Here is a 14,626-nt window from a genome sequence, read left to right as displayed (position 1 = left end):
AAAGGCTGGACCGGTGGAAAGGGGCGCGAATGATCGAAGATGCGACCGTCGTGCTGGAGGAAGGGCCGCTGGGCCTGGTGGCCCGGATCGTTCCGGGGCGGGAACTCGCGCTGGCCCAGCTGGTGCGCAACCGCCCGGCGGAAGAGGTGGCCGAATTGTTGCCGCGTATCTTCGCGGTCTGCAGCGCGGCGCAGGCGCTGGGCGTGCGCATGGCGCTGGGCCTGCCGACGCCGCCTGTTGATACCTTGCTGGCCGAGACGCTGCGCGAACACCTGACCCGGCTTTGTCTGACATGGCCCGACAGGCTGGGGCTGCCGCCCGGCCGTTTGCCTCATGGCTGGCAGACTGGTGCGCCCGATACGATCGAGGAGGTCATCGGCGCCCCGGGCCTGCCACCGCCGTCAGAGTTTGCAGGCTGGCTCCGCGGCGGGCAGGGGACCGCCGCAGTCCTTGCCGCCATCGACGCGGCCTTCGCCCCCTTCGAGGCGGTGGCCGACCTGCCCGCCGTGACGGCCGAGACCGCGCCTGTGCTGCGGCCCTGTGATAACTCGCTGGCCGCGCGCCATGCCGGGCACCCGCTGATGGCCCATGTCGCGGAGACACGGGGCAAGGGGCCGCTCTGGCGCGCGCTTGGCCGGGTCGTGGACCTTGTCGCGGCCGCGCGGGGCGATCTGCCGGCGCCGGTCCTGCGCGCCGACGGCTGGGCCATCGTGCCAGCCGCGCGCGGTCTTTATGCGGTGCGGGGGCGGGTGGTGCGTGACCATGTCTCGGGCTTCGAGCGCCGCACGCCGACCGACCATCTTCTGGCCCCCGGCGGGGTGCTGGAGCAAAGCATTGCCTCGCTCTCGCCGGTGCGGGCCGCACTTGCGCCCCTGCTTGTCGACATCCTCGACCCCTGCATTGAACTGGACCTGAAGGGGATGCATGATGCATGAAATGGCCCTTGCGCAAAGCATCCGCGGCATCGTCGACGATCAGGCCCGCGCGCAGCATTTCAGCCGGGTGAAGGTCGTGCGGATGGAAATCGGCCGCTTCGCCGGGGTCGAAAAGTCGGCGTTGGTCTTCTGTTTTGACGTGGCGATGCAGGGCGGGCCGGCCGAGGGCGCGCGACTGGAGATGATCGACCTGCCCGGCCGCGCGGCCTGCCTGGGCTGCGGCGAGATGGTGGAAATCGACGACCGGCTGGACCCGTGCCCCTTATGCGGCAGCGGGCAGATTTTGCCGCGGGGCGGTGACGAGATGCGGATCAGGAACCTGGAGGTAGAGTGATGTGCACGGTTTGCGGATGTAACGAGGGGGCGGTGATCGAGGGCGCGCAGGAACACGGCCATTCCCACGATCACCCTCACGATCATCACCACGATCACGATCACCACCATCACGGCCACGGCCCCGCCGGCGTCAGCGTGCCGGGGATGACCCAGGCGCGGCTGGTCGAGGTCGAAACCTCGATCCTTGCCAAGAACGACGGCTTTGCCGCGTCGAACCGGCGGGTGCTGACTGCGCTGGGGGCCTTCGCGGTCAACCTTGTCTCGTCGCCGGGATCGGGCAAGACGACGCTGCTGTGCAAGACGATCGCGGCGCTGGGGGACATGCCCCTTGCGGTGGTCGAGGGCGACCAGCAGACCAGCAACGATGCCGACCGCATCCGCGCGACCGGCGCGCGGGCGATCCAGATCAACACCGGCAAGGGCTGTCACCTCGATGCCCACATGGTGGGCCACGCGATGGACGAGCTTGCGCTGAAACCGGCCTCGCTTCTCTTCATCGAAAACGTGGGCAACCTGGTTTGTCCCGCCGCCTTCGACCTGGGCGAGGATGCCAAGGTGGCGATCCTCAGCGTGACCGAGGGCGAGGACAAGCCATTGAAATACCCCGACATGTTCACCGCGGCAAAGCTCGCGATCCTTAACAAGGTCGATCTTGCGCCCCATTGCGACGCCGATCTGGACGCCTACGAGGCGAACCTGCGCCGGATCAACCCGGTGATCGAGATCATCCGCCTGTCGGCCCGCACGGGCGAGGGGATGGAGGCCTGGGTCGACTGGTTGCGCGCGGGCCTCGCGGGCAAGGCCAGGGTCTAGGGGAGGGCGGGCGCATGTGTCTGGGCATACCGGGGCGGATCACCGCCATCACCGATGCCGGCCGCCAGATGGCGCTGGCCGAGGTCTCGGGCGTGCGGCGCGAGGTCAACCTTGCCTGCGTGGCCGACGACGGGCCGCTGGAGGCGCTGGTGGGACAATGGGTGCTGATCCACGTGGGCTTTGCCATGGCGGTGATTGATGCCGACGAGGCGGCGCGCACGCTCGACGCCCTGCGCGAACTGGGCGAGGCGCAGGAGGCGGTCGAGGCGATGGCGGCGGGCCAGCGCGCACTGGAGGCGGGGCGATGAAATATGCCAGCGAATTCCGCGACCCCAAGGCCGCCCGCGCCCTTCTGGCCGAGATCGCGCGCGTGGCCGACGGCCTTGGCGCGACCAGGGCCAGGCCCGTTGCGATCATGGAGATCTGCGGCGGGCACACGCATTCGATCTTTCGCTACGGCCTCGACAAGCTGATCCACGAGGGCGTGGAGTTCATCCACGGCCCCGGCTGCCCGGTCTGCGTGCTGCCGATGGCGCGGGTGGACGAGGCGGTGCAGATCGCCGAAAGGCCGGACGTGATCTTCACCACCTTCGGCGACGCGATGCGGGTGCCGGGGCATGTGAAATCCTTGATGCAGGCCAAGGCGAGCGGGGCCGATATCCGCATGGTCTATTCGCCGCTGGACGCGCTGGAGCTGGCGCGCCGCAACCCCGACCGCGAGGTGGTGTTCTTCGGCCTCGGCTTCGAAACGACGACACCCTCGACCGCGCTGTCGATCCAGCAGGCCGCGCGCGAGGGGGTTCGCAATTTCAGCGTGTTCTGCAACCACATCACCGTGCCGGAGCCGATCAAGGCGCTGCTGGATGATCCGCATATGCGGCTGGACGGGTTCATCGGGCCGGGCCATGTCAGCATGGTGATCGGCATTCATCCGTATGATTTCATCGCGCGCGATTACCACAAGCCGATCGTCGTGGCGGGGTTCGAACCGACCGACCTGCTGCAATCGGTGCTGATGGTGCTGCGCCAGATCGCCGAAGGGCGGGCGGAGGTGGAAAACCAGTATGCCCGCGTGGTGCCCGAGCATGGCAACAAGGTCAGCCTCGCCGCGATCGCCGATGTCTATGAAAAACGCCCGAGCTTCGAGTGGCGGGGCCTGGGCGAGATCGACGCGAGCGGGCTGCGCATTCGGGACCGCTATCGCGCCTTCGACGCGGAAGAGAAGTTCGGCATCGGTTATGCGGCGGGCCCGCGGGTGCATCCCGAGCCAGAGGGCTGTGCCTGTGGCGCGGTGATGACGGGACGGATCAAGCCCACCGCCTGTCCGCAATTCGGCAAGGGCTGCACGCCGGAGATGCCGCTTGGGGCGCTGATGGTCTCGTCCGAAGGGGCCTGCGCGGCCTATTGGCAATATGGTGGCGCGCGCGCGGCGGCGGAGTAGGGGGGCGCTGCCCCCCTCGCCCTTGCGGGCTCACCCCCCGGAGTATTTCAGGCCAGAAGAAGAGGCAGAGGCATGTTGCGCGACACCCATGTGACGCTGGCCCATGGCGGCGGCGGCACCGCGATGCGGGACCTGATCGAGGAGGTGTTCACTGACGTCTTCACCCCGCCGGGCATGGAAGATCAGGCCCGGCTGATGGAGGCCGCGCTGCAGGAGCCGGGCGCGCGGCTGGCCTTCACCACCGACGCCTTCGTGGTGACGCCGCTGGAATTTCCCGGTGGCGATATCGGCACGCTGGCTGTCTGCGGCACCGTCAATGACCTTGCGGTGGGCGGCGCGCGGCCGCTTTGGCTGTCGGCGGCCTTCATCATCGAGGAGGGCTGCGAGGTGGCGCTGTTGCACCGCATCGTGGCCAGCATGGCGCGGGAGGCGGCGGCGGCCGGCGTGCGGATCGTCACGGGCGATACCAAGGTGGTGGGACGGGGTGCGGCAGATGGCCTTTTCATCGCGACCTCGGGCGTGGGCGTGATTGCACCGGGCCGAGAGCTTGGCGCGACACGATTGCGGCCGGGCGACGTGATCCTTGTCAGTCACTGGCTGGGCGATCATGGCGCGACGATTCTTGCCGCGCGGGGCGATCTGGCGCTGGAGGCCGATCTGCAAAGCGACTGCGCCGGGCTGGGCCATCTGATGGCCGACGTTCTGGCCGCCGCACCCGGTGCCAAAGCCGCGCGCGATGCCACGCGGGGCGGACTGGCCGCGGTCCTGAACGAATGGGCGGGGGCGGCGGATTGTGGCATCGAGATCGAGGAAGAGGCGCTGCCGCTGCGTGACGCGGTTCGGGGGATTTGCGAGATCCTCGGCCTTGACCCGCTTTACCTTGCCAACGAGGGCACGCTGGTTCTTGCGGTGCCCGAGGCCGAGGCACCCGCCGCATTGGCCGCGATGCGCGCCCGTCCCGAAGGGCAAGGGGCCGCGGTCATTGGCCGGGTTGTCGCCGGACCGCAAGGGCAGGTCAGGATGCGCACACCCTTTGGAGGTGCGCGCATCGTCGACATGTTGGTGGGCGAACAGTTGCCGCGCATCTGCTAGGCCGCGACACGGCCCGTCTCTGCTGTCTCCTGCCAGCCGCCGGCAGAGTAGCGCCATGCCATGCGCCCGGTATCATCGAGCGCGAAGAGCGCCAGCCAGCCATTGTCGAAGAGCGCCCGCACTTGCGGCGCAGCGTCGAGCACCTGCCCGATTGCCTCGGGCGGGGCGGCGACGGCCACGGTCAGGCGCAGCGGGTCATGCATCGCCTTTGCACCGTCATGCACCGATTGCCAGGCAGGGCCCGCGCGCAGGGTGCCGCCATTGCCCTCGACCACGCCGATCCCGCCGGTGACATTGTGGATCAGCTTGTTGCCCGCTCCGAACAGCGCGGGCGCGGTCGTGGCGCCGTGGTATTGCAACGCGATCCAGCTGGCTACCACGACGGGGGCGGTCAGGATCGTGGTCAGGACCTTCCACTCCGGGTCGGCCCGCCAATCGTAGCTGTGCAGGAAGGCCTGTCCGCCCAGGCTGCGCCCCCTTGTCATCTCGCGTGGCGCGGCGATGAAGGCGTTGCAACCGGCCAACGCCCATTCCGGCCGAAGCTGCGCCCAGTCCTGGCCGCGCCGGTCCGCCGGGGTGGCAGCGGCAGTCTGCGGCAGGCGCAGCGCGCGCTCGGTCCGCGTCACCGCCGTTGCCGCCGCGAGCGCCTTTTTCAGCCGGGCCACGGCGGTGCCGTCGGGCGCGGCATCGGGCGCGATCAGCCGCACCTCGTCGCTGACGGTGTCATGAAGGGCGCCGATGAAATGTGTGCCTTGCGGGATCTCGACGCCCTCGGCGGCAAGCCCTTTGCGCACCTCGGCCTCGTTCAGCAGCCCGGCAAGCAGCGCCGCGTTGACATCGCCCGCATGGCCGCCACAGGCGCCGCATTGCATCAGGCTGGCCTGCGGCGCGTTAACCACGTGCGAGCCGTGGCCGACAAAGACCACCAGCGGCGCCAGCCGCCCGGCCAGGCCCATGCCCACCAGCGCGCCCTTGGCCATCGCCACTTTCTCGGACAGCGGCAGGTCGAGGCGCGGCGCGGCGGGGCTGGCCGTCCGGTCATGCCCGCGGCCGAGGCTGTCGCGGATCAGCTTGGCGGCGTAGAGCAGCCCGGCGGATTCGACGAAGGCGAAGGACGACACGGCCGCGATGCGGAACCGGCCCCAGGCCCGGCTGGCGCGCCGGTCAAGCCGTAGCGCGCCGTCCTGCGTCGCGGTCTCGCCCGCGTGGCTGTGCAGGGCAGGCTCCAGCAGCACCGGCGCGCGCGCCTCCGTCAGGTCCGAGGCCAGCGCCTTGTGCGACAGCGGCAGGCCGAAGAAACCCGCGAAACCGAAGGTGGCGATGCCGGGATCGGCCCCCTCCAAGGCGCGCCGGAACGGCTCTGACCGGACGTCGATACAAAAGACCGCCTGCACCTGAGGTGCTTTGGCCGTGGCTGCCGCCGGAGCAGCCGTTTCAATAGAAAGCCGCTCGGCCAGCCGCCGCTCGGCGGCGCGGTTGGCGGCCTCGTGCAGCGCAAGGTCGAGGGCGAGGTCGGCATCGGGCAGCGGTGGCGCGGCATGGGCGGCGCGCAGGTCGGCCCAGGCGGGGGCGATCCGTTCGCGCAAATGGGCCAAAAGCGCGCTTTCCCAGACCAGCCGGATCGTCAGCAGGTCGGTGGTGCCGCTGTCGCTTTCGCCGGCCCGTTCGGCCGGCCAGCCAAGTCCGCGCGCCAGCTGCGCCCAGCCGCCCATGTCCGCCAGCAGCCGGTGATAGACCGATTGCGCGCTGGCCGGGTCGAGGCCAAGCGCATGGCTGGCCCCGCTCAGCGCTTCGCGCGCCGTGACCGGCTGACCCGCGACATGGGCGGCAAAGCCCTTCAGGCCGGCGATCTCGGGCGTCAGGTCGTGCTGGGCATGGCTGCGCCAGCTGGCCCAGGCGCCCAGCGGCGGCGCGGGCCAAAGCGCCTGACCCTGATCGAAATGCCCCGCGGCCCAGTGCCCGATCCGTTCGGCGACAAGGCCAGGCCAGTCGGTGCCGGTAATTTCGGCGGCGAGGTCGGCCAGCGTGGCCAGCGGCCTCGGCGCGGCAGGGGCCGGCGCGGTCTGCAGGATGTGCCAGGCCTGCGCGGCATCGGTGGGCAGCAGCGCGGCAAGGTCGGGATTGGCGCGCAAGGAATCTAGGGCGGAGGTCAGATCTGCCCGCGTGATCTCGCCCGCCGCGGCGCGGGCCATCATCTGGTCCCGCGGCAGTGTCAGCCGGGCGCCAGTAGTGCGCGCCAGAAGGGCCGCGGCATGGGGGAGCGGCAGATCGGACTGGCCGAGGAAAGGGTTGACCGCGACGGCGGCGTCAAGCGGGAAGGCCGGCGGGATTGCCCGTGCGGCAGCCTCGGCGGCGGCGGCGAAGGCCAGCGTCTGGGCGGGCGCGATGGCGGGGGTCATCATCATGATTGTGCCTTTCGGGAAACGGGATCAGGGACTGCAGGTGGGGGCAGGGCCGGGCTGGCGGGGGGCCGTCAGGCCCGGCCCTTTCGCTCCCAGCCGCCGGTCCAGCGGTCGAACACCGCGTTGAGGTAGAGGCCATTCATCAGGTGCACCCGCAGCCCCGCCACGGCCGGGTGTCCGGCCCAGAGCGGGAAGGTCAGCTGCGCCAGCGCGATCAGCGCGAAGCTTCCCAGCGCCAGCCCCAGCAGCAGCCATTCCAGCGGGCCGGGCGCGGGCGGCATCGGCAAGGTGCCGTGTGTGATCGCGGCCATCGCGGCCTGCGCCAGCACGTAAGACAGCGCCGCGCCGGCCGCCATCGGCATCAGCCGCAGGGTCAGGCCGCGCGGCGCGGCCCCGGCCAATCCTTGCGCCACGAGGTAGGCCAGCCCCATCACCACGATCAGCCCCAGCGCCAGCGCTTGCGGCGCTTCGTGCCAGATGCCCACCAGGCTGCCTGCCACCGCGAAGAGCGCCAGCGACAGGGCGAGGCTGCGGCCGATATCGGCCATTCCGGGCACCGCAACCGGGCCGGGCCGCCGGTTGGCCACCGCTGCCTCGACTGCGCCGCCCGCGCCAAGGAAGGCATGCGCCTTGTAGAAGGAATGCGCCACGATGTGCAGCAGCGCCATGCTGAAAAGGCCGAGGCCGCACTGCATCACCATGAAGCCCATCTGCGCCAGCGTCGACCAGGCCAGCGCTGTCTTGACCGCCGGTTGCGTCAGCATCACCGCGCCGCCCAGTGCCGCGCTGAAGCCGCCGAGGATCACCAGCGCGGCCATCGCGCCGGGCGAGGTCAGCAGAACGTCGGCAAAGCGGATCAGAAGGAAGCCGCCCGCGTTCACGATGCCTGCGTGCAACAGCGCCGACACCGGGGTGGGCGCCTCCATCACCTCGGTCAGCCAGCCGTGGCTGGGGGCCAGCGCCGATTTCAGCGCGGCACCGAGGGCCAGCAAGGCTGCTGCGACGAAGACCGCGACGGGTTGCGCGGCGTGGCTTGCCGACAGGATGGTTGCGATGTCGGTGGTGCGGTAGGCCGCGGCAAGGCAGGCTGCCGCGACCAGCACCGCCGCCGATGAGGCCAGCCCGGTCAGCGATTTCTTGCGCGCCGCGCGCCGGGCTGCGGGCCGGTCGGGGTAGAACAGCAGCAGCCGGTTGACCACGGCACCGATTGCCACCCAGGCGATGACCAGTTGCACCAGATTGCCCGCACTGACCAGCGCCAGCACCGCGGCCAGCGCAAGGCAAAGCCTGCCCATGAAGGCGCTCTGCCCCGTCTCGCCATCGGTATAGGTGGCGGCGAAGCGCGTGACGGCCCAGCCCATGAAGCTGACCAACAGGCCCATCACCATGCTCACCGGATCAACTCGAACCGACAGTCCCACGCCACTCCCGCCGATGAGGGCCGACGTAGCCGGACCGTTCAGCACGAGGCCGACCGTCGTCACGGCAAAGCCGACAAGGCTCGCCAGCGAGACCCATTCCGGCAGGCGCAGCCAACGGCTGGCCCGCGGTACCGGGCGCCCTATCAGCGCAAGGCCGGTGAGGATCAGCAGGGCAGGGCCGAGGAGGGGAAGCAGGGTCATCGCGCATATCCTTTCGCAGCGGGCGTGCGGCATCAGGTAGGACAGCGACGGGGGGGAGAAAAATATATTGTTTGTGCGTTAACGTTCCAATAAATGAAACGATATGGAGCTGAACTATCATCACCTGCGCTACTTTCGCGCCGTCGCCCATGACGGCAACCTGACGCGCGCCGCGGCCAAGCTGAACCTGTCGCAATCCGCGCTTTCGGTGCAGATTCGCGCGCTGGAGGACCGGCTGGGCCAGCCCTTGTTCGACCGGCGCGGGCGGCAGTTGCACCTGACCGAGGCGGGGCGCATCGCGCTCGACCATGCCGATACGATCTTTGCGGCGGGCGACGATTTGCTGAGCGCGCTCAGCGGCGTCGGGGCCGCGCGGCAGACGGTGCGCGTGGGGGCACAATCGACGCTCTCGCGCAACTTCCAGCTGGGCTTTCTGCGGCCGCTTCTGGGGCGCGACGATACCGGCGTTGTGCTGCGCGCGGGCAGCACGCGCGAATTGCTGGACGGGCTGGAAACGCTGGCACTGGACGTGGTGCTGACCAACGTCGCCCCGGCGCAGGACCGCATGTCGCCCTTCGTCGTGCATCCGCTGGGCGCGCAGACGGTGGGGCTGTTCGGCACGCCTGACCGGCTGGCCGCGCCCGACCTTGCCACGCTGCTGGCGCGCGAGCCGGTGATCCTGCCCACCGAAAGCACCATCCGCGCGGGGTTTGACAGCCTTGTTGCGCGCCTTGGCCTTTCGCCCCGCATCGCCGCCGAGGTCGACGACATGGCGATGGTGCGCCTTCTGGCGCGAGAGGCGGCCGGGCTGGCCCTTGTGCCCGCCGTCGTGCTGCGCGACGAACTGGCGGCGGGCCTTCTGGCCGAGGCGCCGTTCCCGCTCGACATCTCGGAAAGCTTCTATGCCGTCACCATCGCGCGCCGTTTTCCCAACCCGTTGCTGCGCGACCTTCTGGAAAACGCCCGCACTGCCGAGCGCCGGGCGCGAAGCCTTGCGGGGGCAGGGCGCGGCGGCTAGGGACAACGTCATGCCCGCCACGTCCCAGCCCCTCGGTTCCCGATGACCCCCGCCGCCCGCGTCGCCGCCGCGATCGAGGTGCTGGACGAATGGCTGGGCGGCATGCCCGCTGAGCGCGCACTGTCCAACTGGGGCCGCCGGTCGCGCTATGCCGGGGCCAAGGACCGCGCCGCGCTGCGCGATCTGGTCTATGATGCGCTGCGCTGCCGTCGCAGCCTTGCCGCGCTGGGCGGGGCCGAGACCGGGCGCGGCCTGATGATCGGGGCGGCGCGGGCCGCAGGCATATCGCCCGAACAGTGGTTCACGGGCGAAGGGCACGCCCCCCCGCCGCTGACCGAGGCCGAGGCCTCCGACCCGCCCGCAGATCTGCCCGATCCGGTGCGCCTGGACTGCCCCGACTGGCTGTGGCCGCGGCTGGGCGAAAGTCTGGGCGAGGCCGGACGCGCGCAGATGTTGCGCGAGGGGCAGGCCCGTGCCCCCATCTTCCTGCGCGTCAACACTGCCCGCGCCAGCCGCACCGATGTCATCGCCCGGCTGGCCGCCGAGGAGATCGGCGCGCGGCCGCATCCCGAGGTCGAAACGGCGCTTGAAGTCACCGACAACCCCCGGCGCATCGCCCGCTCCGCCCTGCTGGAGGCCGGTGAGATCGAGGTGCAGGACGCCGCCTCGCAGGCCGTCGTCGCGGCGCTGCCGTTGCCGCTTGGCGCGCGGGTGTTGGATTACTGCGCCGGCGCGGGCGGCAAGGCGCTGGCGTTGGCCGCGCGCGGCGCGAAAGTGACCGCGCATGACGTGGCCCCGGCCCGTATGGCCGATCTGCCCAAACGCGCGACCCGCGCAGGCGTGCACATCCCCCTCAGCACGACGGCCGCGTTAAGGGGTCAGAGTTTTGACCTTGTCTTCTGCGATGCGCCCTGTTCCGGCAGCGGCACCTGGCGGCGTGACCCCGAGGCGAAATGGCGCCTGACCCCAGACGCGCTTGCAGAGCTTGTGCGGACCCAGGCCGAAGTGCTGGATGCCGCCGCGCCGCTGGTGGCTCCGGCAGGTTCGCTTGCGTATGTCACCTGCTCGGTTTTGGCCGAAGAGGACGAAATGCAGGTTGCCGCCTTCCTCGCCCGCCATCCCGGCTGGACCTGCGCCGAGACGCGGCGTTGGCCTGTCGGTCCGTTCGGAGACGGATTTTACCTTGCCCTCCTGTTGCACCCTGATCACCCCTGACGGGCAGGATTCATGACAGTGCAACTATAGATTGCATTCCTCGATGCCACCTCGCAGGATTGCCGAGACTTAACCGAACGTTAACGCTTGCCGGGCTAGGCTGCCGCAACGCAACGACGGAGGGGCCGGTGGCGGCGGGACTTATATCGTCCGGGCCGAAGGGGACGCGCCTGCCGCGCGCGGGTCAGCAGGTGATGCTGATCCTCGTGCTGGGCGTGGCTGTCGTCGCTGTCGCACAGTGGTTGGCCGATCCCCGCCAACGGCTGGGTGCCGAGATCGGCGGCGCCATCTTCCTTCTGGTGGGCATCTTCACGCTGCTGCGGCAACTGGCCGCGCGGCGTGCGCAAGGCCACATGCTGAGCGCGGTTGCCGGATTCGTCGCGCAAGAACCGATGCCCAGTTACATCGCCGATCTGGACGGGCGCATTGCCTATCGCAATCCCGCCGCGGGCCCTGCGCCCGATGACCCGGCAGACGATACGCTGGCCGAGGCGTTTCGTGACATCTTTGCAAACCCCGCCTCGATCCTGTTTCGCCTGCAGAACCGGGTGATGGCCGTGGGCAGCACCCGCGAGGATATTGCCACCCGGCGCGGGCATTTGCGTATTGCCGTTCATCAGGTCGGCCCGTCACAACTGCTTTGGCGGATCGAGGACATGGGCGAGCGGGTCGACGGCCGCCCGGCCGACCGGCTTAGCCTGCCGATGCTGACCGCCGGGCCCTCCGGCACGATCCTTTACATGAACGCGGCCTGCCTGCGTTTGCTGGGCGAGCGGGCGAAATCGCTTGACCGGGTGGTGCGCGACCTGCCGCTCGCCTCGGGCCGGGTGCACCAGATTGATACGGTCAACGGCCCGGTTCGCAGCCTTGTTGCGGTGGTGGCGGGGGCGGGCGGGCGCAAGGAAATCTACCTTCTGCCCTCGGCCAGTGCCAGCGCCACGCCGCTCAGCGCGGACTGGGACGCGATCGAGGATCTGCCGGTCCCGCTGCTGAAGATCGCGCCAAGCGGCGAGGTGTTGGCCTCCAACCGCGAGGCGCGGCTGTTGTTGCGCGCACCGATGGATGCGGGCACCCGCCTGTCGGACCTGCTGGAAGGGCTGGGACGGCCGATCGTCGACTGGCTGCAGGACGTGGCCAGCGGCCGTGGCAGCGCGGCCCCGCAATTCCTCTGCGGCCGTGGCAACGATCAGGACATCTTCGTGCAGGTCTCCCTCAGCATCGCGGGCCATGCCACCGGACCGGCACTGATCGCCGTACTCAACGACGTGACAGAGCTGAAATCGCTGGAAGCGCAGTTCGTGCAAAGCCAGAAGATGCAGGCGATTGGCCAGCTTGCCGGTGGCATCGCGCATGATTTCAACAACCTGCTGACGGCGATCTCGGGGCATTGTGACCTGCTGTTGCTGCGCCATGACCAGGGCGACGGCGACTATGGCGACCTGCAGCAGATTCACCAGAACGCCAACCGCGCCGCCAGCCTCGTCGGCCAGCTTCTGGCCTTTTCGCGCAAGCAGAATCTGCGCCCCGAGATCATCGATCTGCGTGACACGCTGGCCGACCTGACCCACCTGCTCAATCGCCTCGTCGGTGAGAAGGTCAAGCTGACGCTTAACCACGATCCCGAGTTGCAGGCGATCCGCGCCGACAAGCGGCAACTGGAACAGGTGATCATGAACCTCGTGGTCAACGCGCGCGATGCGATGCCCGCGGGCGGCGAAATTCGCGTCGAAACCGAGAACCTCACCTTGGCCTCTCCGGTTGAACGTGACCGCGCGACCCTGCCTGCCGGCCACTACGTCCTCGTCAAGGTTATCGACGAGGGGCATGGCATCGCCCCCGAGAAGGTTGGCAAGATATTCGAGCCATTCTACACCACCAAGCGCACGGGCGAGGGGACGGGCCTTGGTCTGTCAACCGCCTATGGCATCGTCAAGCAGACCGGTGGCTTCATCTTCGTCGACAGCGAGGTGGGGATTGGTACCGTCTTTACCCTTTACTTGCCCAGCTATGACAAGCTGCCCCTGACGGAGGTCCCGGCACCCGTCCGTCCGGCGCCGCCGCGTGCCAGCGGGCCTGTCTCTGGCGTCGTGCTGCTGGTTGAAGATGAAGCGCCCGTGCGGGCCTTTGCCAGCCGGGCATTGCGCCTTCGCGGCTATACCGTGCTGGAGGCCGACAGTGCCGAGGCGGCGCTGGCGCTGCTGTCCGATCCAGAGCTTGTCGTCGACATCTTCGTCACCGATGTGATCATGCCCGGCAAGGACGGACCGACCTGGGTGCGCGAGGCCCTGCACGCGCGGCCTGAAACGCGGGTGGTCTTCGTTTCGGGCTATGCCGAGGATGCCTTTGGCGAGCATCAGGCGCAAATCCCGAACTCTGTCTTTCTGCCCAAGCCGTTTTCCCTGCGCGATCTGACCGCAACGGTTCAGGCGCAGTTGGACGATGCCGGGCCCGATGCAACCGTCGCCATGGCGACAGCTGTTAATGGCGAAGAAATGGAAACGGCGCTTCCCCGCCCGATTCAGTCCGTCGCAAATGGCCAGCCTGCGCTGGCCTTGCCGCCATCGGTCGGCGTGGGACCCGGCGACGGGGTGGCCCGCGCTGCCGCCGAGGCCAGCCAGGTCATGGCAGCCGTTCGCGACCATCTGCGTGCGACCGAGACCGCGCGCCCCGATGATGGCAATCAGGACAGCGCCGGCGCAGGGTAAGGCACCGATCAGGCCGCGAAGACGCCGGTCCGATATCCAACAAAATCGCGTTCCGGCGGCGGGATGATCAGCCCTGCAAACCGGCGAGATAGGCTGCCGATCCGGTCAGGGCGGCGTAATCATCCTCGACCACGCTGACCGCGAAATTGCCCATGAATCCCGCGAAACGCCCCTTGTCGCGGAACGCCTCGGCAAAGCCGAAGCGGGCAAGGTAGGGCGCGAAGGCGCGCGAGACCCCGCCCACGAGGTAGACGCCGCCGAAGGGCAGGTGGATCAGCGCAAGGTTCCCCGCGACCGTGCCCAGCATCCGCGCGAAAATCTGCGCGGCCTCCAGCGCGCGCGGATCGCTTTCGTCCGCGCAGCCCTGCATGATCGCCTGCGCCGAGGCCTCGCGCGGGTCGTCGGCCTCGATCCCCAGCCAGGCGTAAAGATGCTCCAGCCCGCGGCCCGACAGCACGTCCTCGACCGAGGCAAAGCCATGCGCCGTCGACAGGTAGCGCATCAGCCGCAATTCATCCTCGCTGCGGATCGGCAAGTTCGCGTGCCCGCTTTCGGAGGCAGCGACGAAACGCCCCGCCGCGAGGTCATGAACCGGCGCGGCGTTGAACCCGGTGCCCACCCCGATCACCAGCTTAGAGGCGTCGTCGGCCGGGTCGGCCGCCCCCTCGACGATGCCGCGCACAAGGGCAGGGTCGATATGGCCGATCGCGTGGCCCTGCGCCTGCAAGTCGTTGAGGATCGCCACGGTTTCGGCCCGTGTTGCCCGGGTCAGCGTGCCGCCGTCGATCGTCCAGTCGAGGTTGGTCATCGCCGCGCGGCCGTCGCGCACCGGTCCGGCCACGGCGACGCAGGCCGCGGCCACGTCAACCTCGTCTTCGGCGGTGACATAGGCGCGCAACACACTTTCCAGCCCCGGATAATCGGCGTTGTGATAGCGCCGGATCGTCTCGGGCATCACGCGCCGGCCCTCGGCCAACGCAACGCGCGTGTTGGTGCCGCCGATATCGGCGACAAGCGACAGGGTGTTGGAGGGGTGGGACATGGCTG

12 protein-coding genes are annotated in these 14,626 nt (G+C 69.3%); 9 read left to right on the top strand and 3 right to left on the bottom strand.

Annotation, left to right across the window (positions count from 1 at the left end; all coding sequences use genetic code 11):
* Positions 1 to 29 precede the first annotated feature (29 nt).
* The 6 genes from GC146_RS13790 (at position 30) to hypE (ending at position 4,617) form a co-directional block, all read left to right on the top strand.
* Complete coding sequence (locus GC146_RS13790; RefSeq protein WP_291839762.1) at positions 30 to 935, top strand: hypothetical protein; 906 nt, start codon at positions 30 to 32, stop codon at positions 933 to 935.
* Positions 928 to 1,269 carry a hydrogenase maturation nickel metallochaperone HypA gene (hypA, locus tag GC146_RS13785; protein ID WP_291840739.1) on the top strand — a complete coding sequence of 114 codons (342 nt, stop codon included), beginning with the start codon at positions 928 to 930 and terminating at the stop codon, positions 1,267 to 1,269. The genes GC146_RS13790 and hypA overlap by 8 nt, the downstream gene beginning before the upstream one ends.
* Positions 1,269 to 2,084, top strand: coding sequence for a hydrogenase nickel incorporation protein HypB (hypB, locus tag GC146_RS13780; RefSeq protein ID WP_291839759.1), 816 nt, complete (start codon positions 1,269 to 1,271; stop codon positions 2,082 to 2,084). Before hypA ends, hypB begins: the two co-directional genes overlap by 1 nt.
* Positions 2,085 to 2,098: 14 nt before the next feature.
* Entirely contained in the window at positions 2,099 to 2,392 is a 294-nt protein-coding gene (hypC, locus tag GC146_RS13775) for a HypC/HybG/HupF family hydrogenase formation chaperone (protein ID WP_291839757.1), read from the top strand.
* Positions 2,389 to 3,525, top strand: a complete 1,137-nt coding sequence (gene hypD, locus GC146_RS13770) for a hydrogenase formation protein HypD (RefSeq protein WP_291839754.1) — start codon at positions 2,389 to 2,391, stop codon at positions 3,523 to 3,525. Before hypC ends, hypD begins: the two co-directional genes overlap by 4 nt.
* A 72-nt stretch (positions 3,526 to 3,597) precedes the next feature.
* On the top strand, positions 3,598 to 4,617 hold the full coding sequence (hypE, locus tag GC146_RS13765) for a hydrogenase expression/formation protein HypE (RefSeq protein ID WP_291839749.1): 1,020 nt from the start codon (positions 3,598 to 3,600) through the stop codon (positions 4,615 to 4,617).
* Here the strand turns inward: hypE and GC146_RS13760 are convergent.
* Both GC146_RS13760 and GC146_RS13755 read right to left on the bottom strand, forming a co-directional pair.
* Positions 4,614 to 7,022, bottom strand: a complete 2,409-nt coding sequence (locus GC146_RS13760; protein ID WP_291839746.1) for a DUF2309 domain-containing protein — start codon at positions 7,020 to 7,022, stop codon at positions 4,614 to 4,616. The two genes, hypE and GC146_RS13760, sit on opposite strands and share 4 nt — an antisense overlap.
* A gap of 68 nt (positions 7,023 to 7,090) precedes the next feature.
* Positions 7,091 to 8,641 (bottom strand): proton-conducting transporter membrane subunit, encoded by a 1,551-nt coding sequence (locus tag GC146_RS13755; RefSeq protein WP_291839743.1) that lies wholly within the window; start codon positions 8,639 to 8,641, stop codon positions 7,091 to 7,093.
* A gap of 103 nt (positions 8,642 to 8,744) precedes the next feature.
* On the opposite strand from GC146_RS13755, the gene GC146_RS13750 reads away from it, so the two are divergent.
* The 3 genes from GC146_RS13750 to GC146_RS13740 all read left to right on the top strand — a co-directional run bounded on the left by GC146_RS13750 (position 8,745) and on the right by GC146_RS13740 (position 13,579).
* Positions 8,745 to 9,659, top strand: a complete 915-nt coding sequence (locus tag GC146_RS13750; protein ID WP_291839741.1) for a LysR family transcriptional regulator — start codon at positions 8,745 to 8,747, stop codon at positions 9,657 to 9,659.
* 42 nt (positions 9,660 to 9,701) lie between these two features.
* A complete protein-coding gene (locus GC146_RS13745) occupies positions 9,702 to 10,874 on the top strand; it encodes an RsmB/NOP family class I SAM-dependent RNA methyltransferase (protein ID WP_291839738.1) in 1,173 nt (390 codons plus the stop codon).
* 194 nt (positions 10,875 to 11,068) lie between these two features.
* Positions 11,069 to 13,579, top strand: a complete 2,511-nt coding sequence (locus GC146_RS13740; RefSeq protein ID WP_291840737.1) for an ATP-binding protein — start codon at positions 11,069 to 11,071, stop codon at positions 13,577 to 13,579.
* 67 nt (positions 13,580 to 13,646) lie between these two features.
* Here GC146_RS13740 and GC146_RS13735 read toward each other — a convergent pair whose 3' ends face one another.
* Positions 13,647 to 14,621: an ROK family protein gene (locus GC146_RS13735; protein WP_291839735.1), complete on the bottom strand. Its 975-nt coding sequence runs from the start codon at positions 14,619 to 14,621 to the stop codon at positions 13,647 to 13,649.
* Positions 14,622 to 14,626 lie beyond the last annotated feature (5 nt).

This window comes from Limimaricola sp. (assembly GCF_016125575.1).
In the GTDB taxonomy this organism is placed as follows: domain Bacteria; phylum Pseudomonadota; class Alphaproteobacteria; order Rhodobacterales; family Rhodobacteraceae; genus WGLM01.
This window is presented reverse-complemented; position numbering and strand designations above follow the sequence as displayed.